The sequence below is a fragment of the Hyphomicrobium sp. DY-1 genome (assembly GCF_047497105.1).
Classification (GTDB): domain Bacteria; phylum Pseudomonadota; class Alphaproteobacteria; order Rhizobiales; family Hyphomicrobiaceae; genus Hyphomicrobium_B.
In genome coordinates, this window is record NZ_CP134870.1 from 4027738 (window position 1) to 4053451 (window position 25714).

At 55.9% G+C, this 25714-nt stretch carries 15 protein-coding genes and 2 pseudogenes; 10 read left to right on the plus strand and 7 right to left on the minus strand.

Going from position 1 to position 25714, the window contains the following annotated elements; genetic code table 11:
* Positions 1 to 976: 976 nt before the first annotated feature.
* From RLW41_RS19605 to RLW41_RS19615, 3 genes and pseudogenes are all read right to left on the minus strand, one after another.
* On the minus strand, positions 977 to 1903 hold the full coding sequence (locus RLW41_RS19605) for a glycosyltransferase family 2 protein (protein WP_414462579.1): 927 nt from the start codon (positions 1901 to 1903) through the stop codon (positions 977 to 979).
* On the minus strand, positions 1900 to 3027 hold the full coding sequence (locus tag RLW41_RS19610) for a hypothetical protein (RefSeq protein ID WP_414464670.1): 1128 nt from the start codon (positions 3025 to 3027) through the stop codon (positions 1900 to 1902). Before RLW41_RS19610 ends, RLW41_RS19605 begins: the two co-directional genes overlap by 4 nt.
* Positions 3028 to 3030: 3 nt before the next feature.
* Positions 3031 to 3573: pseudogene (locus RLW41_RS19615) on the minus strand (acyltransferase); the annotation flags it as partial.
* Between the two features lie 580 nt (positions 3574 to 4153).
* Here RLW41_RS19615 and RLW41_RS19620 point away from each other — a divergent pair.
* Positions 4154 to 4300 (plus strand): annotated as a pseudogene (locus RLW41_RS19620) (NmrA family transcriptional regulator); the annotation flags it as partial.
* A gap of 400 nt (positions 4301 to 4700) precedes the next feature.
* Here RLW41_RS19620 and RLW41_RS19625 read toward each other — a convergent pair.
* The gene (locus tag RLW41_RS19625; RefSeq protein WP_414462580.1) at positions 4701 to 9518 is read right to left on the minus strand and encodes a lectin-like domain-containing protein; all 4818 of its coding nucleotides are present in this window, start codon (positions 9516 to 9518) and stop codon (positions 4701 to 4703) included.
* Positions 9519 to 9909: 391 nt separating this feature from the next.
* On the opposite strand from RLW41_RS19625, the gene RLW41_RS19630 reads away from it, so the two are divergent.
* The 4 genes from RLW41_RS19630 (at position 9910) to RLW41_RS19645 (ending at position 14482) form a co-directional block, all read left to right on the plus strand.
* On the plus strand, positions 9910 to 10587 hold the full coding sequence (locus tag RLW41_RS19630; RefSeq protein WP_414462581.1) for a toxin-activating lysine-acyltransferase: 678 nt from the start codon (positions 9910 to 9912) through the stop codon (positions 10585 to 10587).
* 53 nt (positions 10588 to 10640) lie between these two features.
* Positions 10641 to 11222 (plus strand): hypothetical protein, encoded by a 582-nt coding sequence (locus RLW41_RS19635; protein ID WP_414462582.1) that lies wholly within the window; start codon positions 10641 to 10643, stop codon positions 11220 to 11222.
* A gap of 259 nt (positions 11223 to 11481) precedes the next feature.
* Positions 11482 to 13173, plus strand: coding sequence for a type I secretion system permease/ATPase (locus tag RLW41_RS19640; protein WP_414462583.1), 1692 nt, complete (start codon positions 11482 to 11484; stop codon positions 13171 to 13173).
* Positions 13157 to 14482, plus strand: coding sequence for an HlyD family type I secretion periplasmic adaptor subunit (locus RLW41_RS19645; protein ID WP_414462584.1), 1326 nt, complete (start codon positions 13157 to 13159; stop codon positions 14480 to 14482). The genes RLW41_RS19640 and RLW41_RS19645 overlap by 17 nt, the downstream gene beginning before the upstream one ends.
* 800 nt (positions 14483 to 15282) lie before the next feature.
* Here RLW41_RS19645 and RLW41_RS19650 read toward each other — a convergent pair.
* Entirely contained in the window at positions 15283 to 16848 is a 1566-nt protein-coding gene (locus tag RLW41_RS19650; protein ID WP_414462585.1) for a hypothetical protein, read from the minus strand.
* 1139 nt (positions 16849 to 17987) lie between these two features.
* Positions 17988 to 18182 carry a BsuBI/PstI family type II restriction endonuclease gene (locus RLW41_RS19655; protein WP_414462586.1) on the minus strand — a complete coding sequence of 65 codons (195 nt, stop codon included), beginning with the start codon at positions 18180 to 18182 and terminating at the stop codon, positions 17988 to 17990.
* 181 nt (positions 18183 to 18363) lie between these two features.
* Here RLW41_RS19655 and RLW41_RS19660 point away from each other — a divergent pair, with 181 nt between their 5' ends.
* The 5 genes from RLW41_RS19660 (at position 18364) to RLW41_RS19680 (ending at position 24627) form a co-directional block, all read left to right on the plus strand.
* The gene (locus RLW41_RS19660) at positions 18364 to 18993 is read left to right on the plus strand and encodes a helix-turn-helix domain-containing protein (RefSeq protein ID WP_414462587.1); all 630 of its coding nucleotides are present in this window, start codon (positions 18364 to 18366) and stop codon (positions 18991 to 18993) included.
* A gap of 9 nt (positions 18994 to 19002) precedes the next feature.
* Positions 19003 to 21456 (plus strand): GcvT family protein, encoded by a 2454-nt coding sequence (locus tag RLW41_RS19665; protein WP_414462588.1) that lies wholly within the window; start codon positions 19003 to 19005, stop codon positions 21454 to 21456.
* A gap of 75 nt (positions 21457 to 21531) precedes the next feature.
* Entirely contained in the window at positions 21532 to 23088 is a 1557-nt protein-coding gene (locus RLW41_RS19670; RefSeq protein ID WP_414462589.1) for an aldehyde dehydrogenase family protein, read from the plus strand.
* Positions 23075 to 23236 (plus strand): hypothetical protein, encoded by a 162-nt coding sequence (locus RLW41_RS19675; protein WP_414462590.1) that lies wholly within the window; start codon positions 23075 to 23077, stop codon positions 23234 to 23236. The genes RLW41_RS19670 and RLW41_RS19675 overlap by 14 nt, the downstream gene beginning before the upstream one ends.
* A complete protein-coding gene (locus RLW41_RS19680; RefSeq protein ID WP_414462591.1) occupies positions 23233 to 24627 on the plus strand; it encodes a cytosine permease in 1395 nt (464 codons plus the stop codon). The genes RLW41_RS19675 and RLW41_RS19680 overlap by 4 nt, the downstream gene beginning before the upstream one ends.
* Positions 24628 to 24985: 358 nt before the next feature.
* On the opposite strand, the gene RLW41_RS19685 is transcribed toward RLW41_RS19680, so the two are convergent.
* Positions 24986 to 25612, minus strand: coding sequence for a tyrosine-type recombinase/integrase (locus RLW41_RS19685; protein ID WP_414462592.1), 627 nt, complete (start codon positions 25610 to 25612; stop codon positions 24986 to 24988).
* Positions 25613 to 25714: the final 102 nt, after the last annotated feature.

Sequence of the window (25714 nt, forward strand, 5' to 3'; positions counted from 1 at the left end):
ATTTGTTTGCGTAACGAACGGGGAATATACCGCAGACTGCCTTGATCATAAAGATGATTGCTTCACTATAATTGACAACGAATATACTGACGGAGCAATCGACATTGTTCGTAATGCGAATTATCGCGCGCCTCGTTCATCTTTCAAACCTACCTTATGCCGGTGCGTTTGAACTTCAGCTTCAATCCGGATGCAAAAGGAGGGCAATTGAGGAACTCGATGCCGATTGGATTATCCACGTCGACGCGGATGAGACGATGCATGGCATGGCTCTATCTCGATGACGTTGCAATTTTAGAGAATGACCCGTGATCGATCGATAGTCATAAATATCGATGAGTTCGTCTTGCGTCCTATAAATTCGTAAATAGCGGGCGAATATTCGATACGAGGCAATCGACGCTAGTTATATTTTTAACAATATCCTTGCCGTTTGGTGTGAATTCGGGCAGGGACTCGAATGTTTGGTTTGGAGGCCAGGGATTGATGCTTTCGAGCGAAGCTTCAGCGTTGTGGCATTGTATTTTTCGAAATCAGGCCCAAGGATATTCAAAGTTTTCCAGTCGCAGGTTCTTGTCGGATCCGAAATCCAGATCTATTTCGGGAATGAGTAAAACGCCTGGACGCGATTGGCGCAGTCGGTCTGAATTCTATCGAGCTGAACGTATCGCTACGGGAATCAAGCCGACATTCATTCGAACAGATTTCAGTCTCGCTCCAACGTGCCAAGATCTTTTCTGACTCAATCCGGACATCGAGTGCCGGTGATCAACACGTATGTTGAAAAGATTGCAATGTCGGCTTCGCCCTCCGAGACTGATTACTTGAGCCGGCATGCCGGCATATCACGATTGGGTAGGCCAGCGTGACCATTCACGCACAAATACGAAGCTACGAGCATCCCTGCAGTTCAACCGCGTGATTTGGCATCTCGCAGTGTCACTTCAAATACGGCGGGCGCCAACAATGAGGCGGGCTAGATACCCGCAAGATCGTTCCGCATCCTATGATCCTTTACCAGCTTCCCCGAGAGGCGGTATCGCCATAGCTGGCTCCTTGTCGGCAAAGCGTCTTCAACGAGCTTACGAGTAGAACCTGTCCGCTCCAGAATGTTCGCCCATCTAATATATTTTGTCGATTCCTGCGGCTTTCGGTCTACGTCGCGTAAAATAGCCCGATAGATGTGTGTAACCGAGGCGGTGAATTCGGAAATAGACCGGATCGGATAATGAAAGATCTCTATGCCAAGGTCGACCGGCTTCACAGGATCGCGAAAAGTGGCGGAGTGGCACCCCTTTGTTACTGATACCAAATTTCTGGAATGCATAAGCACCTTATTAGGAAGATTGTAACAGAAAAAGGGATGCTCCATGGGCTCGGGCCGAGCCAGCTCGGCTGCGTTTGGTCTGGTTTCGATCATAGAGCGCCAGACCAGCGCTTCCGACCATGCTTTCGCACCGAGCCGGTCAGGCGATGTGATCATGTTTCGGCGACGGCACAGCACGCTCGGCGAGGGTGAAGCAGTAAGCACATCACGCAGGTTCCCTACCCGACCCTCAGAATTATCGGGAGGTCGCCAAAACTCATCCGCGTCGTTATTGATTAGCCAAATCTCGCCAAATTTTTCGGTCGCCAGTGCAATCATCCGGTTGACCCACGCCATCTGCCGATAGTCGTTCGACGGCTCGCGGATCAATGACAGACAGCCGGCCCGGGCAAATTCCTCGAGTATGTCTGTCGTCCCGTCGGTCGAAGCGTTATCGGTCGCAATGACGTGGTCCACGCCGCGGGACAGATGAAATTCAATATTTTGGCGTATAATGTCAGCCTCGTCTCGAACCAGGAGCGTCATGACTAGCGGATCGCCGCTACTGCCATAGCGATTAGCTGTTGGAGTGGTCACAGTCGATGTACCCCCCTAGGCCTAAAGGGATCATCCACGCCAGCAAACCCTAAGAGATGGGCGCAAAGCCAGGCCACAGCCAGCCACATTTCGGTCGCTTGAAGTCGTGCCGGGGTAGTATCAGATAGCTTAAAGCGCATGCCTTCATCGGTCTGCCAATGCGCCCTGATCCTTTTCAGCCAGAAGCGTGCAACCGCACGAACCTCATCGCGGCGATAATCGGTTTGCCGCCCGCATAGATAAAGCGGATGGACGACATCCAGCACGTTGCATGCCGTCGCCGAAACTTCCGCCATGTGCCGCGAGTCGTGGGCGTGAGCCAGAACGCTGTCGATCACGCGGTCAGGAGTGCCAATATTCCATCCATACTGCGCATGAGCGCCGCGCGTTAGGCGATAGAACCCGTTGACCGGCTGGAGGAAATCCCCTGGTGGCGAGCACGTGCCCCAAAGTCCGCTTCCGGCATCGGCTTTGTGGGCGAGCCAACCCTGTAGATCGGACATATCACGTTCCAGGCCGTGATGTTTTGCGTTGAAATAGCACGCGGTCGCAAAATGATCGATCCAAGCACCGCACTGCCACGCGTGGTCAGTCCAAGGCAGACGATCAAGGATGTCCACGAGATCGGCCGAAGACATATTGTGTGCAACCGAGACCGGATATCGAAGACCGATGCCGAGGCACTCAAGCGCATATCCTGTCGACATCACGGAATATGCAGAGCGACTATATTCGAGATTTGCCGCCTGTGGCGTGCCGCGCTCAAAAGCATCTTCGCCGTACGGGCCAGGGACGAGCCCCGTCGCCTCGTCCTGCCATGATGTCAGAATTTCGATGAGTTGGGGCTGCGTGAAGCCTGGTACGTCGCACCCTACCATCGCGGCGAGTTCAACGGCATCGGCCAGCGGTCTGACCCGCGGCGCGTCACCGGGAAAATCGCAATAAGCACCTCTCGAAAAGCAACGGGCCAATGCGGTGGGCATCTGCTCACGCACGACGGCGACGAAGGCCTCCCATTCGCCACTGAGGTCTTCGGATTCTGCGAACCGGCCGTATTTTCTCGATCGAACTGCTCGCGCGGGATTGCCCGCGACGATCGTCCAGTCGGCAACATCCTTTGTCACAACGGAGCCAGCGCCAACGATCGCATGGGCTCCAATGCGAACGCTATCGAGTACCAGCGCATTGGCACCGATCCAGCAATCGTCGCCGATCTCTATGCCCTTTTGGATCAGCTGCTGCTGCCATATGGGACGCTCAAGGTCTTGCCAACTGTGATTGAAGCCAAGCACTTGAGCCCCAGACGCGATGCGGACGTCATTCCCAATTCGCACGGAGCCGCGAATTATACTTCCAGGATTGACCGTGCAGTTCTGCCCGATCTCGACATCGATCCCAATTTGGCAGGAAGCGCCAACCGCAGTGTTGTCGCCGATCTTCAAACGACCGACGCTCACATCGGCATCTGGCGAGATATAGACTCCTCGACCGATCTGCAATTCTTTCCTCTGTCTAAGAAGCTCTTGGTGCGACGCCTGGGCGGCGCGCTCGGACTGAGAAGCTTGCGCAGCGAAATTCCATGGCTGAAGAGAAAATCGGTCTTTTTGGGGCGGAAAAGCCGGAGTGCTGAAGAGCTGAAGCGCAATCTTCTTTAGGATATTGAAGGCCATTCGCTGACTCAATTCTCGTGTTCAAAGTCAAGGTCGCACGAATTGATTTTTGTTGGCTGCAGATTTATTGCCGCCAAACGGCGGAAAGGACCTCACCTTCTGACCGATATTTGCTCGAGTTGCTCGAAGTCCTCCTACAGGACTGCTACGACAGATGTCTAGCTAAACCTCCAAAGTTGAGAGTGCTACACTTGGGGGGAAGCGGTGCTTTAATTGTCGAGCAGAAGCAGAATGAGCAGCCTGATGTTCTACGGTAACCCAAACTAGCCGTGGGTCTTGGCGGTCTGAAAGCGCGCCGATAGGGTGACGTCTTGCACAGGAGCACGCGGCTCCCAGGCGGGCCTTGATAGTCCCGAATGGATGCTAGGCCGTCTCTAGCCCGCGGCGAACGCCCGTGGTTGAAGATTTTGAAAATGGTATCGTTGGTCTCGACGCATCGCTTCTTTGGTGGTGAACTGGAGGTGTCATGCGCCACCACTAAGATACACCGCCTTCAGCCCTTCATGCCGTCACCAACTTCCGAATAGGATATGACCGTATCTATAAGGTGCGGCGATTTTCGCGGGCGTGAATACTGCGAAACACCTTCACTCACGTGGGGCTTGCGGCGGCGATGTTTGTCACACAAGTTGTCGTTGACGTCGCCAATTCGCCGTCCCTTGAAGACAAAGCCGTGCTCCATTTCTTCGAGACGTCAGGACGCGATCTGCTTTCGGCCGAGGCCGCCGGCAACTAGCGTCTCGCGGATGCGCCGATACCCGTAACGACCATAGCGGGCGGAGCCGCACGATTTTGGCTGCCAGTGCCGTTTCGTCATCAGACGTCTTCAGATGCCGTCTCTGCGTTACACGTGGCTGCCCGACGACAGTGCACGCGCCGCGCTCAGAGACATACCGGCGCGAACGTAAGTGCTCAACACAGCTGTTGTGAGAGGGTGGTGCTCGAATGGAACGGCTCCGTTCGCGGATTTCATTAGAACGTGTCGCTTTTAAATTGAAGCAGCGGAGTGAGTTGATTGTTCTCGTCAGAACAAACCCTGAAAAATGAATGTGAGTCAAGCAACGCAGTTTACTTTAAACTGGTTCCCGGCCGGCATGTACTTCACATTGGAGAGGTGAGGTAGGAGTTTACGCGATAATGTGTGAATGGTCCTCCAAGGTCGCGGTCAATGAGTCGATACGGACTTGCTGGAGATTGTGCGCGCCGCCTGTTCCTGCGGCAAAGCCCAGGTAGGCATATTGTGAGCCGCCTTCGTAAGTGGCGACGATGTCCTGGTTCAGGGAAGCCTTTTGCACACCATCGAACCAATAGGTGAGCGTGTGATCGGTGGCATCCCAGCTGACAAGAACGTTGTGCCATTGGCCGTCCGTCACCATGCCATTTCCGAGGGATAACTGATTGCTGATGCGGCCAAGCGCCAGTGGGGCGCTGGTGTTGAAGAAATTCGTATGGTCAGCGGCGATGTCGCCGAGGTTAGCATTTTGGTAGGTATCGAAAGCGATGCCGAAGCCGTTTTGAATGCCGGCGGCGCCATAGCCGCCTCCGGCTGCGCCCAAGGCGCTCTCACCGCGGGGATCGTTCTGCAGCACGAACGACATGCCATCGGCACCTGCTGCGTTTTTGCCCAGGTAGAGATCGAAGGAGATCTGGAAGTCGTAAGAAAGATCGACGCGCTGGTTGAGCATTGCCGAGCCAGCCTGGAAGGCCGTGTCGGGCGTCAGCACGAAGGTGTGGGTTGCACTGTTGTAGGTGGCTGAACCGTTCAGGGAGGCGCTGTTGGAGAGCGCGATCGGATCGAGGATATTCGCGTAATTGTGGCTGACATTTTCGAAGTAGGCATCGACGGCGGAAACGCGCACTTGCTGGAGGTCGTCCGCGCCGCCTGTAGCACCAGTAAAGCCCATATAGGCTGTGCTCTGACCTCCGAGATACTTGGTGGCGATATCGCCTGTGAGCGTGCCTCCGAGCTTGCCATCGACCCAATAGCGCAGGAGATGGGCATCGGCGTCCCACGTGACGCCGACTTGGTGCCATCCGCCATTGACAATGTTGCCGATATTGGTGGGCTTGGTGAGGTTGGCTCCGGGGCCAGCGTCGGTGTCGACGATGTTGGTGTGATTGTAGGCAGGGTCATTGAATGGGGCACCGTTGCGATAGGTGTCGAATTCGATGGCCAAGCCGTTTTGCAGGCCGAGAGCACCGAGACCGCCGCCGAATTTGCCGACGGCATCGGCGCCGTTAGGATCATTATGGAGTACGAAGGCCATGCCGTCGGCGGGCTGACCTGGCGCGAAGTAAATGCTGAAAGCAATGTTGAAGTCGTGGGTCAAGTCGACTTTGTCGTTAAAGAGGGCACTCCCAGCCTTGAATTGCGCGTCGGGGGTGAGCGTGAGCGTGTGCTGCGCATCCGGCTGAGCGATCGCGGAGCCGTTGACCGTCACGTGCTGGTCAATCGTCGTTACGTCAAAGATGCTGCCATCATGAGGGCGGCCGGGAGGTAAGGGCGGCTCCAAGGTCGCGGTCAATGAGTCGATACGGACTTGCTGGAGATTGTGCGCGCCGCCTGTTCCTGCGGCAAAGCCCAGGTAGGCATATTGTGAGCCGCCTTCGTAAGTGGCGACGATGTCCTGGTTCAGGGAAGCCTTTTGCACACCATCGAACCAATAGGTGAGCGTGTGATCGGTGGCATCCCAGCTGACAAGAACGTTGTGCCATTGGCCGTCCGTCACCATGCCATTTCCGAGGGATAACTGATTGCTGATGCGGCCAAGCGCCAGTGGGGCGCTGGTGTTGAAGAAATTCGTATGGTCAGCGGCGATGTCGCCGAGGTTAGCATTTTGGTAGGTATCGAAAGCGATGCCGAAGCCGTTTTGAATGCCGGCGGCGCCATAGCCGCCTCCGGCTGCGCCCAAGGCGCTCTCACCGCGGGGATCGTTCTGCAGCACGAACGACATGCCATCGGCACCTGCTGCGTTTTTGCCCAGGTAGAGATCGAAGGAGATCTGGAAGTCGTAAGAAAGATCGACGCGCTGGTTGAGCATTGCCGAGCCAGCCTGGAAGGCCGTGTCGGGCGTCAGCACGAAGGTGTGGGTTGCACTGTTGTAGGTGGCTGAACCGTTCAGGGAGGCGCTGTTGGAGAGCGCGATCGGATCGAGGATATTCGCGTAATTGTGGCTGACATTTTCGAAGTAGGCATCGACGGCGGAAACGCGCACTTGCTGGAGGTCGTCCGCGCCGCCTGTAGCACCAGTAAAGCCCATATAGGCTGTGCTCTGACCTCCGAGATACTTGGTGGCGATATCGCCTGTGAGCGTGCCTCCGAGCTTGCCATCGACCCAATAGCGCAGGAGATGGGCATCGGCGTCCCACGTGACGCCGACTTGGTGCCATCCGCCATTGACAATGTTGCCGATATTGGTGGGCTTGGTGAGGTTGGCTCCGGGGCCAGCGTCGGTGTCGACGATGTTGGTGTGATTGTAGGCAGGGTCATTGAATGGGGCACCGTTGCGATAGGTGTCGAATTCGATGGCCAAGCCGTTTTGCAGGCCGAGAGCACCGAGACCGCCGCCGAATTTGCCGACGGCATCGGCGCCGTTAGGATCATTATGGAGTACGAAGGCCATGCCGTCGGCGGGCTGACCTGGCGCGAAGTAAATGCTGAAAGCAATGTTGAAGTCGTGGGTCAAGTCGACTTTGTCGTTAAAGAGGGCACTCCCAGCCTTGAATTGCGCGTCGGGGGTGAGCGTGAGCGTGTGCTGCGCATCCGGCTGAGCGATCGCGGAGCCGTTGACCGTCACGTGCTGGTCAATCGTCGTTACGTCAAAGATGCTGCCATCATGAGGATGTGCCGTTCCTGGCGGCGGGTCAGTCTCGAAAGTCGCAGATATGGAATTGAATTGAACCTGATGGAGAGCACTCACGCTGCCTGAGGCGCCCGTGACGCCGAAGTAAGCGTAGTTGGAGCGACCAAAGTAGCTTGCAAACTGTGCCGCCGTGAGCTCAAGTTTTCCGATCTTATTGCCGTCGAACGTATAGCTCAGAGATCGGTCGCTGGCATTCCATATCACGTTCACTGAATGCCACTGCCCGTCGGTCAAGGCATCTAGTTCAGTCTGGCTACTGAGCCGATAAGTTGCGGCGTTCAAATCCGTGTCGACAAAACCCGTGTGAGGGGTGGCAATATCACCGCGGCTTATATTCTGAAACGTATCGAATTGGATGGCGATGCCATTGCGCAAGCCGTTTGCGCCAAGGGCGTCGCCCCCCAATCCTATGGCATCGTTGCCAAACGCATCATTGTGCAGGACAAAAGCCATTCCGTCGCCGCCGGCACCCTTGGCGCCCAAGTAAATGCTAAACGACAAACCAAAGTCGTGCGTAAGGTCGATGCGTTTGTCGCTCATAACGGATCCGGTCTGGCCGCCACTATCGACATTCAAGGTGTAGACATCGCTTCCGAAGACGTGAGACGCGGTTCCATTCAGCATCAGGTTCGTGCCCGTGATGCTGGGTGCGCTCGTATCCACCCCGAACTGACTGATTTTGATTGTCGCCGCGATCGAAGGGGTGCCGTTGTTGTTATTGGCAAACAGCATCCAGTGGCCGTTCGTCAGGGCATTGACGTTAGAGGGAAGGGTTACCTGCAGCGTGTGAGCGTCTATATGCGTGAACGTAAGGTCGAATGACCTCTGCTCTGCATCGAAGGCATGTGTCGTAGAGCCGAACTTTACTAGTTCAAGTTTCTGAATAACGTCGGCGTTGTCGAGAGTGAGTGTGAATGTCTGGCCTTGCTGAAGCGTTTGGGGAGCATTCGTTATCACAGGTCTGTCTGTGCGCAAACTTCCATCAGAGTTCAGCAAATAGCCGGGCGTATAGATTTCGGAATTCAAGTTAGTCAGTGGTCCCGGAGCGCCGCCTCCTGCAGAGAGTACAGTACCGTCTGTCAATAATATCGCGGTTGAATGGTAGAAGCGGCCGATTGCGGCACTCGAATCGTTGGTCCACTGACCCGTGTCAGGATTCCAAATCATGGCGCGGTTTGTCTGGGTCGCGATATTGCCGTAGCCGCCCGGGCCGAGGCCGTTGCTGCCCCCAGTCAATAATATCGTGCCGTCGGCGAGATTTGTGAGGTTCGACCAAGCTCGATTGGAGCCGAGCGCAGCGGTCTGAGTAAAAGTCGGCGTCTCGCCACTGATATCCATGATCCATGCGTTGCCGTTTTTATCAATCGTGAGGATCTTATCCTCTGCAAACATCGTCGCTGGATCGTACCTTTCTGAGGCGAATGGCGTATGTCCGGCTTGAGTGAGCGTACTGATGCCGTCGGTGGTAATTTTAAAAAGAGCTCCGGCGTAGGAACCGTCGGCACTGGTTGAAAACCCAAATATAGCCCCGCTACTCGATACCCATGCACGCGGATAAAACCAGTGGTTGGCAATATCCGCGCTCGCGAGGCTCGGAAGCGTCTGCCAACCGGATCCACTCGTGTAAATTTCTGGCGTGCCGACGCCAAGGTGCTTGGCATCATAGCCGCCAAGCGCGAGGATCCTGCCATCAGCAAGTGTTATGGTCGTGGCGTACCAGCGGGAATAGTGGAGCGAGTCGGCTTTGTCTTGAGTGAGCTGGTCCGTCTGATAATCGAACGTATGGACGTATGGGACGCCGCCATTCACATTTCCGAGGGTGCTTGCATCACCGCCCGTTATGATGATGTGATCGGTGATGGGATCGATCACGCAGCATGAACAGAAGATGTTCGTATTCTGTGTGTAGCTGAGTGTCGTATGGACGCCGGTTGCTGGATCCCAAAGATCGTACAGCATGTGACTGCCTTGTACGCCTTTTTGATCCGTGCCGAATGTGAGGATCTTTCCGTCCGGCGTCATGACGGAATGAATGGCCACGATAGGCCAGGGTGCAACGTCACTCCAACTGCCAGAACTCATCGCTGTCCCGCTCCTGCTTTCAAGTCACAGAAAATCTCGGCGCCCGTTCCTCGCTGCCGAAGATATGACTGTGCGCCCCCATGAATTTCGTTTCATTTTGGGGCAGTGAAAAACCTGAGCGGCGATAACTACTAGCGGCGGTTTGGACTAACTTGAAGATGGGTGACAGAAAATGATTGCATTTTAAGTTAAGTCGATCTTCTGCGATGCGACGCACTCTGTTTTCAAACGCCATGGGCCTCGGCGCAAATTAACTTCAAATTGAATCGGTAATTGATGAAAATCAGTGTGAGGATATTTTCGGACGAAGCGTTTTGGTGTGCTGGCCGGCGGCGTTCGCGCATCGGCATCATGGCCTTTCGGCCAGCGGCGCGTCTCGGAGTATCGCAGAATGCTGATGAATGATGCGAGCACGAATATTTGCTCTCAGGATGCGAATGTCGCTCGGTTGACATCTGATGAGCCCGCGCAAAGTCGGCGCGCGATCATGAACTCATCGATGGCATTGGCTCAGATCGTCAGGCTGATGCTTCAGTCGCCTAATCATCGGCATTTCAGCTTGTCGGACCTTGAATGGATGGTGCTGCCCGCTTTGAGCACGGGGCAGCTAGCCATGGCTGAAACGAAGCCGGATCAGAGCGGCCTGCGGGAGCCTCTTGCTGTGCTCTTTTGGGCTTCTGTCTCTCCCGAAATCGACCAACGCCTGTCTTCCAACCTTGAAGCGCCCATTCGTTTGCGTCCGGACGAGTGGAAATCGGGTGATATCCTTTGGATCACCGATATGATCGGCGATATGCGAACGGGTCACGCGCTTGTCAAAAGTGTTTTGGACAGCATCCTCGCGGGGCGAACAGTCAAGGTGCGTTCTCTCGATAGTGCAGGAAAGCGGATTTTGCTGGAAGTGAACGCGTCGGCCGTATCTGTCGTCGCCACATCCGAACCAGATCACTGCGACCATTCTGGATCATGTCCACCGAACGGGGTGCTTTGTGCATCTTGCGTTAAGACGGGATGCACGGGGCGTTGCCGCCAAGGAAAGGCGAGTAGCAGCAATCCGGTCAACCACTAAAGTCAGCTTGGGCAGAACCTGCCCAGAGGCATCGCGGATAGGAGCCCGCTGCCGTGTCGTACTCGGAATGCCATAGCATTGTACCAATTGTTGGTTGGAGAACCTCGCTCGCGGAATGCGCGATCGGCGCGGGAAGCCAGTTGGCCGCACATGCAGCGTGTTTCTTTACGGCCTTGTCGAACGTGGTCCTAGGTGGTGCCGTGTTCGCGATTGGCCATGACCTCCGCTCCACGCTTATCCTTGGCATATTGGTGTATCTGGCAACGATCGGCGCACGATGGGTTTTCGTTGGTCGTAGCCAATTGCCAAGTTTCAAGGTGGCGCTATTCGGTCTTGCGCTGGGCGTTGCCATTTCTGCAGGACTCTATTCCGCGCGAGTTCATAACCATCGTGAAGAGCTTTCCCAGTGGTACGCAGGACTTTCGCAATCCGACCGACAGAAGGTTCGCGAGAATGTTCGGCAGTGGATGGACGCACAGGCTGGTGAGCAGCGAGATTCGCTGTTGGTTATGGCGCAGCTCACAGGGTACGAGAATCCAGAAGACTATGTCGTCTTCAATTACTGTTCGCCCTCAAATAAGGAGCTGGCCGCGATCTGGGAGCGTCATGGTCTTGCCACCGCCCGTCAGCAATAAGGGAGCAGGCTGTAAGCGGCTCGCCGGATGAGATGCTTGCGATAAAAATCCGTCGGTTCAAATTGGGACGACGTCTGATTAATAATTGTGATCGCTCTTTCCGGCTGCCGACAGAGCCGACTTTTTTCCGCATTTTGTTCCAGATTGGTGCTTTTTCGCGGCACGCCGCTTGCTCCTTGCCGTCTGTCACGCGGGAGCGTTCTTTCCAATGAATCTTAAAACAGCGAATTCATCGAATTTAGGGACAGGAACAAGCCTAATGAAAGCGGCTTGGTCCACGTGTCGTCTGGGGATCGCTGGGGCGGTTCTCATAAGCATAGTGATGAACGTCCTCGTTCTCACGGGACCGTTCTACATGCTGCAAATTTATGATCGCGTGCTTCCGGCACATAGTCTTCCGACGCTTGTCGCCTTCAGCGCCTTGGCGCTTATGCTGTTCATCGCCTATGGCTTTCTAGATCTCATCAGGACGCGTCTTATGGCGCGTCTCGGCTCCGTTATCGATATGAAGTTTGCGGACGCAGCCTTTGATCGAAGCACGATGCGCAGCCAGCCGGGCGATGGCGCGGGCTATGCGCTCAGAGATCTCGCCGTCGTGCGGCAGTTTCTCAGTGGCCCGGCTGCCGTAGGTCTCTTGGATATTCCGTGGCTGCCGTTTTACATGGCTCTGATTTTTCTTTTGCATCCTCTCATCGGCTGGGTGGCAGCGGGAAGCGCGGTGATCTTCCTGGTCATCGCGGGACTTAACGAATGGACAAGCCGCAAGCCGGCGCAATCTGCGGAACTCCAATCACGGAGTGAAGAACAGTTCGTCTCAGACGTTCGCTCAAACATGGATACCGTGGATGGTATGGGAATGGCTCCGAATCTTCGGCGCCATTGGAACTTGGCCCATGCACGCACGATCGAAAGCACTCAGGGCGGCAGCGACCGTAATGCATCCTACGCTGTGGTGTCGCGTAATCTGCGTCTCATCATGCAGTCTACGATTCTTGGGCTCGGCGCCTATTTGACCATGCAGATGGAGCTTTCAAGCGGCGCCCTGATTGCCTCGTCAATTATTTTCGCGCGAGCATTGGCTCCCGTCGATCAGGCGGTGGCTCATTGGCGCACCATTCTTACCGCACGTCGCTGCTGGAAGAGGCTCAGCGTACTGACGTTACGCGGTCCGGATTTAGGTGATCGAACGGAACTCCGCCCGCCGAGCCGCTCCCTTGCCGTATCGAATATTGCTGTCGGTACCCAAGGCAGCAGAAAGCTGCTCTTACCCAACGTCTCATTTCGCGTAGAGGCTGGCGATTGTCTTGGTGTCATCGGGGCGAGCGGCGCCGGAAAATCGTCACTCTTGCGCGCGTTGGTCGGATCGTCTCAGCCGGTTTCCGGTGAGATTCGCATTGACGGCGCGACGCTCGATCAATGGAGCGAGGCGGCGCGCGCGAAGCATATCGGCTATCTGGCGCAAGATGTTCAGCTGCTGGATGGGACCATCCGACAGAATATCTCCCGATTTCAGAAAGACGTATCTTCGGAGGCGGTCATAGCTGCGGCGGAAATGGTGGGCGTTCACGATCTTATCTTATCGCTTCAAGATGGATACGACACCCTCGTTGGGGCGAACGGCTTTGCTTTATCAGCGGGACAGAAGCAGCGTCTCGGATTGGCAAGAGCCGTCTACGGAATGCCTTTCCTGATCGTGCTCGACGAACCAAACGCGCACCTCGACCGGCACGGGGAGGACGCTCTTGCTGTCGTTCTGCACAATCTGCGTGTCGCCGGCTCCATCGTCATCGTCGCCGCGCACAGATCCGCCATTCTATCTGAGGTCAATAAGATGCTTTTGCTTGAGAGTGGCCAGCCTGGCGTCTTTGGAAGCAAGGAAGATGTCCTTGCCCAACTCGCGGCAAATGCACGAAAGCAGGCGGAGCGGGGTCTTCATGTCGTTGGCGCATAATCTGGAAGGTGCCGTCAGAAGCCTCAATCGCCATGCGGCGCTCGGAATCGCCGGGACAATGGTGATCGTCGGCGCGACGGGAAGTTGGGCATCCTTCGCAAAAATTCAGGACGCGGTGATCGCGCCTGGGACCGTTGCCGTCAATTCTCAGAAAAAGAAAGTGCAGCATCGCGACGGCGGCATCGTCTCTGAGATTTACGTCGACGACGGCTCGCACGTCGATGCGGGAAACGTCTTGTTCCGGCTCGATGGCAAGCAGCTCTCGGCCGATATGGGTACGGTGCGCCGACGCATTTTCGAACTTGCGGCGAAGCGATGGCGCCTGCAGTCCGAACGCGACCGTCTTGAGAAGCTGCCTGATTGGATCCCACCGCAGGAAGCTGGCGGGGGAAACGAAGAAGATGCGGATTTGAAAGCTATCGTCGATGGGCAGAGGCAACTGTTCGCAACCAAGCTCGAAGTTTTGAAGCAGCAGAGGCTGCAACTCAGAGAGCAGATCAATCAGCTGCAGCAACAAGTCGTTGGCTTGACGTTTGCGGAAGATGCACGCAACAAGCAGCTTGACATTGCCCGCGAGGAAATCGGCAAGCTCTCCGAGCTTGCAAAAAACGGTTTGGTGCCATTGACCCGATGGGGGCCAATCCAGCGCGAAGAGGCAGGGCTGGTGGGCGAAGTCGGTCAGGCACACGCGGAAAAGGCAAGGGCGAAGGGACGAATTTCTGAGCTTGAGCTCAAATTAATCGAACTTGAGCAGGACTATCGAAAAGAGGCGCTTGTAGATTTGCAGGCTGTCGAGGGTGAACTCAGTCAACTCTCGGAGAAGCGTGTTGCGATTGAGACCAAGCTGCAGCGTCTCGACGTCCGTGCGCCTGCCTCCGGACGCATTCATGAGCTTACAGTTCATACGGTCGGTGGCGTCATTTCCGCGGGCGATACGCTAGCTTATATCGTTCCCGACAATGATAAGTTGATCGTCGATGCGCTCGTGCCCCCCAAGGACATTGACCGTGTTCATAGCGAGTCATCGGCGCGTATCCGTTTCACATCGTTTGACCGCACGACGACTCCCGAGCTTACTGGCAAGGTGATGTGGATTTCACCGGACCAGGAACTCGTCGGCGAATACAAACGGCCGGCCTTCCGAGTCCGGATCGGCTTCGATGCTGGTGAGATTGCGCGCCTCAAGGGTGCAGCAATCGGGCCTGGTATGGAAGCGGAAGTCATGCTGACGGGAAGCGAGCGTACAGCGTTGAGCTTTATTATGAAGCCGATGTCCGATCAGATTTATCGGTCTTTCAGGGAGCGTTAGAGACGGAATTCAGAAGATACCCGATCAAATGCTTTGCTCATCTCCGGCAATGCCTAGACCGTGTGAGTCATTCGATGTCGTTTCATGGTCATTTTGAACTGCCGATAATTGTAATTGCCGGCAGCGTAGAGCCCACTAGTCGCCCAAACTCTCATTTAGAATGTGCTGACCTATCTTCGATAAGGTCGTCGGGCGGCTCTACAGGATATTTGATACTTCGATCACCGATCGCGACTATTGATTATTGAAACAGCAGACGAAAACTGCCGACTTGGGACAGTGGCCGTTTTTCAAGCTTGTCCGCAGCGCTATTTTGCGATCGGAGAGGAAAGCGATTTCTGTTACCGAGCGCGGAAGGTTGGATGGCGACGCCGAGTGGCTGGCGATGTTTTCGTCGAACATTTTGGGGCGAAATTAGTCGGTGAGGCAAAACAAAGACATATGAAATCTAAGTTGGAAGTCTTTGCGCGTCTCCATCCGGAATTAGAGCTCCACGTTGGCAGGTTTACTCGACACGATCCGCTCCTGCCGTGTCGGAAAGCTCTTTTTCATCGCGGGTCAAGTAAAACGAAATGAGCCCGGAAACGGGATTGCAGATGAGCTGAGTAGGGGCTTTCCATCGGCCCTCGGAAGTTTCCGAATGCCTCTTGCGGTTTAGCAAGGTGGAGAGCGTCAAGTTACGGGGCGTAACTTATCCTCGGGCGAACGCCGCGAACCGGAAAGCTGGAGTCTGTTGATCCAGCTGAATGCGAGTTTTTCTACTGGCGAGTTAGCCTGGCTTGTTACTGATCGTCATCCCGTCACTGCGAGTTTTGCACGGCCTCGCCATAAAGCTTGAGCGTCGAATTTTTCCAAGGGTATGTCTTTAAAAGAATTTTGCCCGACTGAGAGGCCACCAAGTGATCAACCGCTTTGAGGTTCTGCGAAGCAGGAAATTGCTTGCCAAGCATATAGCCCGCAACATCGTTCGCGCCTGCCGGATCGAGCGTCAACACAAAATTGGCGCGACGGATTTGGCCTAGTGCGTCTGCTGCTGGAATGAGATTGTCCATCCGGCTGACATCTGGAAGCATGCGGTTCTTCTCGAAATGCAATAGAGCGATATTCGGATATCCCGCGATCTCGTCCTCGAACGTCACCAGCACCGAAGGATGTGCCGACGTTTCACGGGCGATGATATCATTCACGAGCTGGACGTAGGTCGCCCTCGATTGTTTCCGCGCGTCGTCCAATTTGCCTTCGAGCGGGTAGTATGTGCCAAACGCCATCACACTCGCTACGCCGAAAACAAGAACCCGACACGTTCGGTTTAACGACCCGACGTATGACGCTAGAAACAAAACGCCGCCCATGACGACGCCCAGAAATGTCGATCCGTAAGAACCGCCCGAAGTTCTCGCCAGCACAAGAGGCAGCAAAAACATCAGAGCAGCGAAAAAACTGGCGAACCATACTTTGAGAGAATCCGATTTCCCAGTCACCCAAACATGCACAATTAGAGCCGTCAAAAGCAGCACGAGCAAATACTGCAACGTGCCCCATGCCAGCTCACCTCCGGGAAGATAAACTCGAAGGCGTTCCGGCGCCGACAATCCGTCATACCAGGTACTGCTGAGGCCATAGCGGATATACCCGATAATGCTGTCATAGCCGATCGAGGCCCAGGCAAAGAAAACAACGAACGGTAGCGTCGCGATGACTGATCCGATACACAGACGCCTCTGATTACGAGACAAATAATCAGCAATCGCCGCCACCCGTGAGCTAGCCGACATCGACCCGAAACTTGAAATCTGGGAATCCATAAAGAAACGCGAGAGCTCAAAGCAGAGCAGGACGCAAATTGCGAGCACCGGAAAATAGAACGTCGTGAGTTTGGATATAATCGCTAGCCCTAAGAGCGAGGCACCCAAGAGCCAAAGCCGGTTGTTCTGATAAATGGTTGATTGGCACAGGACAAAGATTGCCGCCGCCATCAAGACGCCGCCTCGTAAATCGCTTTTCAGAACGATGAGGGAATGAACTACAAGAGGTTGTTGGAGAAAGATTATGGTCAGCGCCAGGAGAAGAAGAGGTTCGAACTTTCGCAGAGCCAGAAGAATAGCTGATAGCGCAACGATCGGAGCCCAAATGCTCAAGAAATATGGCGCCCGGACATTCCCATTCGAAAGCAATAGCCCGAAGAATGCTTGCGCATCTGCCAGCGGGCTATGCGGAGCCAAAATCCGCGCACTCCGGACGAGGCCATACAGCGTTTCCTTTTCTGAAACCGCAGTGAGTGAAACCAGCGCCTTTTGAACGATCGCGCAGTCATCCCACAACAATAATCCCGTGAGCCGGCCGAAATTGAAAGCGCGGAACAGCACGAAAGCCTGCTGCAGCGAACAGACCAACACGACCGCCGTTACGATAACCGCCACCTGCTTCGCGCGAGAATGGCTTATAGACGCCAGCATTGTGAACAACTAATTCCCTATTTGTCGCCATTTGGAGAAGCGTTCTTACTGGTTCCCAGTGGCAGACGGGCATGCAGACAACCGCTGTCACTAATTCTGAGGCCCAATGACTATCGCGCTTTTCCGTGTCGATGGCGGCGGGCACGTCAAAAAAAATCAGAAGTCATCTGATTTGAGTTTCTATTCGCCTGGTCCTTTTGAACCAGCCCTTGAGCGTAGGTCTTGAAGCTGAACTCCCGGAGAGCAGGCGGCATCCTTTCGACTGATTTTCTGAGCCAGTTCTTCGATTAATCGGCAGGCTTCGACACGGCTAGTTTCCTTAGTCGAACGGACCTTGTAGGCTCCCGTCCTTGGATCCAGGATACGAGCGAAATAGTACGGGCTGGCGTGAGTTTGGTAGAGCGCTATTCTCCTACGAAGCTTGATGATCGAGCCTTTCAAACGGTGAGGAGAGCGTTTGAGCATTGGAAGAGAGCAAGCTGAGGCTGGAGCCAACGACTATAAAGCATGGCTATAGAAATTTATGCAACTTATTGAAGTTATTAGCGTGAATAATAACTCTTAATCAGTGGGTCGAAGGTTCGATTCCTTCATCACCCACTAAACGCAAGAAATTCCGGGGATTTTTTTTTTTTTGACGGTTTTGCACTTTCTGCTGACTCTCGAATTATCGATCGCGAAGTTTCCGTACTTCCTTCGAAACGAGCCGGAATGATCTGCGCCTGCCATGACGGCTTCGGGCCAGAAGTGGAACTGCCATCGCTGTGGGCTTCCCGATCCACGATGACCGCTCGGTCCCATTAGCCGACATCGGCTTGGCGTTTGACGAGGTCTGCATACACGCAACGCGGAAGTCCGTTTTCGAGCACAGAGCGGAAGCCTTTCCAGCCACGTCAATGACCGCTTCTGACCCTGGCTATGTGAAAAACATCGGCCCTTCTAATCTTGTTAAGCATCCGGCGAAGACCATTACCTAAGTGATGCCGTTCTGCCGGTCCCTGATTAATTTTACTCAAGTTCCCAATGCTTGGAGATCTGCAAAGACCTCATCAGGTCATGAAGATGACGGTCGGCATTTTTGGGAAGCGCGGCGCAAAGATTTCAATGACCTGCTTCGTCAATTCGGAGCAGGGGCCGGCGCTAAGGCGTCGGGAATCGCCATTTGGCAGTTTTACGGCCACGTTATCATCGGAGTCGTTTTTTTCACTACCCAGACCCCTAGCCGGCTCCGCCCGGAAGCACATCAGGCGCGTCGCACTGCGCCTTTCTGGCGCCAAGAAGCTAGCGGCCGCCGCTGCTTATCCGCTGCGCTCGGGCTGTAGCGTTTATTTCGTCTCATGAAATATATGCAATCGCATTTCATGAAAATTCTTGTTGTGATTTTCACTAAACGTCCTACTCTGGCTCCAGAGAGGTGCGCCTATCATGTCTCTTCCACGAATGTTGCGGCCCACAAATCTCGACGAAGTACCTGTCGAATCGGGAAAATTGGATCAAGACGCGGTGTTCGTTGGGAGCGAGATACGCTCTCTGCGCAACGCGCGCGACATCACACTGCAGGACCTAGGAGCCGCAACAGGACTGTCGATCGGCTATTTGAGTCAGGTAGAGCGTGGTCTATCGAGCCCTGCCGTTGACGCTCTTTACGCTATCAGCCGAGCACTCGGCGTTACCATCAGCTGGTTCTTCAAGCCGAGCGACGAGCAATCGGCCATCGAACGAGATATCGTCGTCCGCGCAGGCCAAAGGCGTCGGCTCAAGTTTAATTCGGGTATAACCGACGAACTTCTCTCTCCTAATCTTGATCGCCAGCTCGAGCTGCTGCGCTGCACATTCGCGCCTGGCGCGACAAGTGGTGAAGCGGCTTACTCCCATCGCGGCGAGGAGACCGGTATCGTCATATCAGGCCGTCTCGAGGTGTGGGTTGGTGACAAACATTTCGTGCTTGAGGAGGGAGACAGCTTTGCCTTCGAAAGCCATCTTCCCCATCGCTATCGCAATCCCGGACGAACAAAGACAGTCGTGATTTGGGCGATTACACCGCCCAGCTACTAGGGCTTCACGATGACGCTGGATGTGCCGAAAAAGGTAGAGGTTCTGATCATCGGCGGTGGGATTGCCGGGTGCTCGGTCGCCTACCATCTGACGAAGCTTGGCATCAGTGATGTGCTTCTCTGCGAGCGTCGGCAGCTGACCTGCGGGACAACGTGGCACGCGGCCGGCCTCGTTACACAATTGCGCGCGACGCGCAACATGACGGAACTCGCGAAGTATACCGGAGAACTTTTCCGCGAACTCGAAGGCGAAACCGGACAATCGACGGGATTCAAGCAGAACGGAGCGCTGCGGCTCGCCAAGACCCAGGGTCGATTTGAGGAGCTCAAACGTGGTGCCTCCATGGCGCGCAATTTTGGCCTCGTGATCGATGTGGTCACGCCTGGGGAGATCAAAGAGCGCTGGAACCCGCTTGAGACGGACGAAATCCTCGGCGGTCTTTGGTCGCCCAACGATGGTCAGGTGAACCCCACGGACGTAACGATGGCCCTCGCGAAGGGTGCGCGAACCAGAGGGGCGCGTATTTCAGAGAATACAACGGTTCGTCGCATTCTCGTTGAGCATGGTCGCGCTGTGGGTGCCTTGACCGACAAGGGCGAGATCCGCGCCGAAAAAGTCGTAATCTGTGGGGGAATGTGGTCGCGCGAGCTCGCTGCGCAAATTGGAGTTTCCCTTCCACTTCATGCGGCGGAGCACTTCTATGCCGTGACCGAGGCTATACCTGGACTGCCCAGAGATTTGCCTGTCCTCTTCGTCGCTGACGAGCAGACCTATTACAAGGAAGATGCGGGCAAATTGCTCGTCGGCTGCTTCGAAAAACACGCAAAGCCATGGGGCGAGGCGGGAATTCCAGAAGACTTCTGCTTCGACACCCTGCCCGAGGACTATGATCACTTCGAGCCGATACTCGAACAGGCCATCAGTCGCGTGCCGATTTTGGCGCGCACCGGCATCCAACTCTTCTTCAACGGGCCCGAGAGCTTTACGCCCGACGACCGCTATCTACTCGGTGAGACGCCAGAGGTCGAAAACCTCTTCTGCGCCTGCGGGTTTAACTCCGTTGGAATTCTATCGTCGGGAGGAGTAGGCAAAGCGCTCTCGCTCTGGATCCGAGACGGACATCCGCCGATGGAACTGTCGGACGTGGACGTCCGTCGCATGGCTCATTTTCAGTCGAACAGGCGCTACCTCTTCAATCGCACGAAAGAAACCCTCGGGCTTCTCTTCGATATGCACTGGCCAAATCGCCAGTATGTCACGGCGCGAGATGTTCGGCGCAGTCCGTTACACGACAAGCTTCTGGCACTCGGAGCGTGCATGACAGAGGTCGCCGGCTACGAGCGGCCAGGCTTCTTTGCGGGGGCGGGAGTGAAGCCGGAATTGGTCTACTCCTACGGCCCGCAAAACTGGTTCGACGCCTGCGGCGAAGAGTGTCGAAATACGCGAGACCACGTCACGTTGTTCGACCAGAGCTGCTTTACAAAGTTCATCGTCGACGGGCGGGACGCGTGCCGCGCGCTCAACCGAATCTGCGCGAACAACATCGATGTTCCCGTTGGTCGGCTGGTCTACACGCAATGGCTCAACGAGCGCGGCGGCATCGAGGCGGATGTCACCGTAACTCGGTTGTCCGAGACGTCATTCCTGATTGTCAGTATCGCAGCCTCCCAAACGCGCGACTTTGCTTGGCTCCAGCGCCATCTGCCGAGCGAAGCTCATGTCTTCGCACGCGATATTACATCGGGCTTGTCGACCTTGGCTGTCATGGGTCCGAAGTCGCGGGAGCTTCTATCGCGAGTGTCGCCGGATGATTTTTCCACGGCCGCATTCCCGTTCGGATCGAGCCGCGACGTTGAGGTGGGGTACGCGCGTGCAAGAGCGAGCCGCGTGACGTTCGTCGGGGAACTCGGCTGGGAACTCGCGATCCCTACGGAATTTGCATCGCATGTGCTGGATACAATATTGACCGCCGGCGCAGATCTCGGCCTACGCCATGGAGGGTTCTTCGCAATCAACTCCATGCGCATGGAAAAGGGCTATCGGCATTGGGGCCACGACGTCGGTGAGGAAGACACTCCGCTCGAGGCCGGGCTTGGATTCGCCGTTGCCTTTGACAAAAAGGGCGGGTTCATCGGCCGCGAGGCGCTGCTGCGTCAGCGCCAGAACGGCCCACAGGCACGACGGCTCGTTCAAATCGCCGTTCGGGACGCTGGCGACAAACTCTTGCATCACGACGAACCCATTTGGTGCGGGAACCGGATTGTAGGCTCCGTAACGTCGGGCGCGTATGGCCATCGCGTCGGCGCGGCGCTCGGCCTCGGCTACATCGACCATGAAGGTGGCGTTACTCCGGAACTCTTGGCCAAGCAGAATTTCGAGGTGGAGATCGCGTGGGAGCGGTACCCAGCACAGGTCCAACTCGGACCCTGGTACGACCCCAAATCAGAACGCGTCAAAGCCTGACGGTGGAAACTATGGAGGGAGTTATGGCGCACGCCATCGACGACCTTCACGAGCACACTCGTAAGGAGGAAGGTCATGGTGGCTCCGCAGGATTTCGAACGACTCTCGGGAAAGATCTACGTCGACGGTCGCTTCGTGGCCAGTCGGGCGACAGAGCACCTAGACGTGATCGATCCCGCAACCGAGGAGCGCGCAGGAGGTATTGCTGACGCTACCAATGACGAGGTGGATTACGCGATCGAGCGTGCCAACTCCGCGCGGCGCGTGTGGATGGGCATGGACGCGCGTAGCCGTGCCGTCATCCTGCACGACATCGCGTCGCGCTTGAGACAAGACAAGGCTCCCTACGCGGAGTGCCTCACGCGCGAAGAAGGAAAGCCTTACAAAGAATCGGTAGACGAGGTGTCGTGGTGTGCAACGGCCATCGACTACTACGCCGAACTCGCACGCCACGAGTCGGGGCGTATTGCCGGCGCGACAGTGCCTCGGCAATTTCACTTCAGCATAAAGGAGCCGCTCGGCACCATTGTGATCGTGCTGCCTTTCAACTATCCGCTCGTCCTGTTGTGTTGGGAGGCGGCCGCAGCTCTTGCCGCTGGCAACGCCGTTATCATCAAGCCTCACGAGCAGACGAGCCTCACGACTCTCAGGTTTATGGAGGCGTTTGCCACTCTTCCACCCGGATTGATGCAAGTCGTGACTGGAGGCGCGCGCGTTGGCCAGCGTCTGATCGCAAGTCCGGGGACGCACGGCGTCGCCTATACGGGTTCCGTCTCTGTCGGACAGGCCGTGGCACGCACCTGTGCCGAAACCTTCAAGCCCTGTCTGATCGAAGCTTCCGGCAACGATCCTTTCATCGTCATGCCATCTGCTCCGATGGATATGGCCGTGCGCGGTGCCGCGTTCGCGGCCTATCTGAATTGCGGTCAGGTGTGCACATCGGCCGAGCGGTTCTATGTGCATGAAAAGATTCACGACCAATTCGTTGAAGGCCTCGTTGCCGAGGCAAAAAGACTTCGCATAGGTAATGGCCTCGACGCGGTCGACCTCGGTCCACTCGCAACGAGTAAACAGCGCGACCGCTACGAAGGGTTGATCGCACGCGCACGTCAGCAGGGCGCGAAGGTCGCGACCGGAGGTGGCCGTCCGGCCGAGCTCAACCGCGGCTGGTTCGTTGAGCCGACCGTGTTGACCGATGTTACGCCCGATATGGAGATCATCAACGAGGAGCCGTTCGGCCCCGTTGCGCCAATTTGCAAGGTCAAGGACTTCGACGAGGCGATCACGCTTGCTAATCGTTCGCGCTTTGGCCTTGGCTCCAATCTCTACTCCCTCGACATCGACGAAGCCTTCCGCGCGGTGCGCGAGATCGAGTCCGGCATTCTCTGGGTAAATGCGCCGCTCCTCGATAATGACGCGCTGCCATTCGGCGGCCGAAAGCTGTCCGGCAGCGGTCGCCAGCTTGGACCCGAAGGCCTCGCTCAGTTCCAGAACACTAAGTTCGTCATGATCGATCCGAAAGCGTCGAACCAGGACTTCTGGTGGTTTCCGTACGCCGACGCGGAGAGCTTCGAAGGACGCCAAAACATGACCAGCATCGGCAAGGGAGGAGAATGCAATGACCGCGAATAGACTGGATCCGGAGCTTGAGCGGCGAATTGCCGAGCTCGAGAACGAAGAGAATAAGGAAGCGGGATTTACGCCCGTTGATTGGTTCTGGCTTGTTTCGTTGGGCGTGATCGGCCCAATGCTCCTTCTATATTGGGGGTGGCCGTCATGAGCAGTGAAACGACAAGCGTCGAACAATCGGGATGGCCACTCACGACGCGTGACCGACATTGGACTCAGTGGCAGCTGTTCGTCGTCCTACTCGTCGCGGCGGCAGCGACGTGGTGCTACATCATCGGCGAATATGTCGGCTACTATCTTAATCTTAAGATGGGCTTTGCGGCTATGACTGCGGGCTCCATGATCGGCATGCTACTCGTGACGCTTGCCGTCGTCCCCGTGGCAACGCGCTATGGTGTCGATTCCATTGCAGGTGCTACGCCGCAGTTCGGGAACCGTGGCTGGCTCCTAACGGTGTTTCTTCAGTACGCGTCGATTATAGGTTGGAATTCTCTGCTCCTCATCTTCTTTGGGAAATCGGTCGCTCAGCTCCTATCGACACTTGGTGTGACGACGGCCGAGAACGTCGGAACAGTAGTAAGGGTTTCTACGGCGCTCGCCTGTATCTCCGTATTTGTCGTGCTGCTTGGAGGAGCCACTGGTCTCGAGCGTGTTGCCAAAGTTCTCTTCTTTTTCATCGTCGGGATCGGCTTCTGGATGACGTGGCTTCTGTTGACTCAACAGTCTGGAGCCATTGCCGCAGCCAAACCTGCTTATGCCTCCGGCAATTTGCGGTGGGACTACGTGACGGGTCTGGAAATTGGGATCGTGAGCCTCTTGAGCTGGTGGCCTTACATCGGCGCCATGGTCCGCGAGTCTCCGAACGCCCATACGGCTACGCTGCCGGCGATGCTGGGCATGGGATTGCCCGTGCCGCTGTTGTCGCTGGTCGGCCTCGCGGCGATTCTCGCTCTTAAAGTTTCAGATCCGTCGGCTTGGATGGTTCAGCTCGGCGGTACGATATACGGCGCGGTTGCCCTCTTGTTCGTCATTGCAGCGAACCTCGGTACGACCATGGCGGGGGTCTACGCGACCGGCATCGGCCTGCGCCAGGTGCCTGGCCTGTCTAAGCTCCCCTGGAGCGTCATTATCCTATTCGGGCTCCTACCCGTGTTGGGCATCGGACTTTTTATTCCTGACCTGTTCTTCGACAATTTCGGAACGTTTCTTGCCTTTATCGGGGTCTTCTTTGCGCCGCTTTGCGCAATCCAGATCGTCGATTATTTTCTCCTGCGGGGGCAACGGATCGACATTCGGGCCATCTACCAGCAGGGCGAGGGATCAGCATACGCCTACTGGGCCGGGTTCAATCCAGCAGCCATCCTCGGAATGGCCGCAGGCTTCGCAACCTATGTCTACTTGCTCAATCCTGTTACATACGCGAGCAGGACACCATACGAGTATTTGACCGCCTCGCTACCTACCGCGCTCATCGGCGGCCTAGTGTATACCATCATCACGCTCTTTGTTGTGAAGCCAGCAGGCAAGGGCGGCTATCGATAGCACTCATTCCGTTTGGGCTTGGCGCTATCAAACTCTGCAACAAAAATGCCGTCGCGGGGGCGAAGTCTCGATCTTCGGACTTCGCCGTTGTGACGGACGACAACGGAAGCTTCAGGTTCAATAACCTATACATCTGGTTTGAAACGGTGGTTCGGCACTTCCTATCTGGGGCCACTCCTCTGGTTTTTGGCCTGTAATGTCGCCGAGGTAATGGCGGCTTTTCGGATGATCGCGACCGTTGCGGATTGGTCTTGTGCCACCTCCGCTCGGTCCCAATAGCTGCCATGGCGGGACAGCGATCGGCGACGCAACCGGTGCCGCCGACCACGTCCGGTATCGGAGGAAGTCCGGCAGTCGCTTAAATGTCGATCTTTTCAGCTATCTCGATCGCGTCGTCGACCTCGATGCCCAGATACCTGACTGTGCTTTCGATCTTGGAATGCCCGAGCAGGAGTTGCACTGCCCGAAGATTTCCGGTTCGCCGGTAGATGAGCACTGCCTTCGTCCGCCGCAGCGAGTGCGTGCCGAACTTTGCCGGGTCGAGACCGATGCTGGCAATCCACCCCAACACCAGCCGCGCGTACTGCCGCGTTGTCAGCCCGCCTCTATCGCCACGACCCGCGAAGAGGAACTGGCCCGTCTTGCGCCCCGTCAAATGCAGGTACTCGTCGATGGCCTGTCGTGTCTGATCGGTCAGCTCGAAACGTACCGGCCGCCCCGTCTTCTTCTGGCGAATGGTTGCCCGATCCACTGAGTAACCACTCGGAGCAACGTCATCGACGCGGACGGCAACAACGTCGTAGCCGCGAAGTTTGCTGTCGATCGCCAGGTTGAAAAGCGCAAGATCCCTCTTCTTGCCTTCGATTTGCAGCTTGGTCCTAATCGACCAGACATGGCTCGGCCTCAGCGGCGGCTTCGCCCCGACGAGTTTCCCTTTGTTCCACGGTAGTCGGGTCCCTGTCTTGGGAGCATGTTCCTGTTCCATGGTGTGTCTCCTTTCTAGAGAGACGAATGACCATGCGTCCGCGACGGCCTTGCGGACCGATTTAGCGGTCGCTATCGGCCCGATTCTTCCTTGGATTGGTTA

Bases quoted from the DNA above. Each gene is read 5' to 3' on its own strand.
- RLW41_RS19625 (WP_414462580.1), bottom strand. From the start codon at position 9,518: ATGAGTTCTGGCAGTTGGAGTGACGTTGCACCCTGGCCTATCGTGGCC.
- RLW41_RS19630 (WP_414462581.1), top strand. From the start codon at position 9,910: ATGCTGATGAATGATGCGAGCACGAATATTTGCTCTCAGGATGCGAAT.
- RLW41_RS19640 (WP_414462583.1), top strand. From the start codon at position 11,482: ATGAAAGCGGCTTGGTCCACGTGTCGTCTGGGGATCGCTGGGGCGGTT.
- RLW41_RS19645 (WP_414462584.1), top strand. From the start codon at position 13,157: ATGTCGTTGGCGCATAATCTGGAAGGTGCCGTCAGAAGCCTCAATCGC.
- RLW41_RS19655 (WP_414462586.1), bottom strand. From the start codon at position 18,182: ATGTGCTTCCGGGCGGAGCCGGCTAGGGGTCTGGGTAGTGAAAAAAAC.
- RLW41_RS19660 (WP_414462587.1), top strand. From the start codon at position 18,364: ATGTCTCTTCCACGAATGTTGCGGCCCACAAATCTCGACGAAGTACCT.
- RLW41_RS19665 (WP_414462588.1), top strand. From the start codon at position 19,003: ATGACGCTGGATGTGCCGAAAAAGGTAGAGGTTCTGATCATCGGCGGT.
- RLW41_RS19670 (WP_414462589.1), top strand. From the start codon at position 21,532: ATGGTGGCTCCGCAGGATTTCGAACGACTCTCGGGAAAGATCTACGTC.
- RLW41_RS19675 (WP_414462590.1), top strand. From the start codon at position 23,075: ATGACCGCGAATAGACTGGATCCGGAGCTTGAGCGGCGAATTGCCGAG.
- RLW41_RS19680 (WP_414462591.1), top strand. From the start codon at position 23,233: ATGAGCAGTGAAACGACAAGCGTCGAACAATCGGGATGGCCACTCACG.
- RLW41_RS19685 (WP_414462592.1), bottom strand. From the start codon at position 25,612: ATGGAACAGGAACATGCTCCCAAGACAGGGACCCGACTACCGTGGAAC.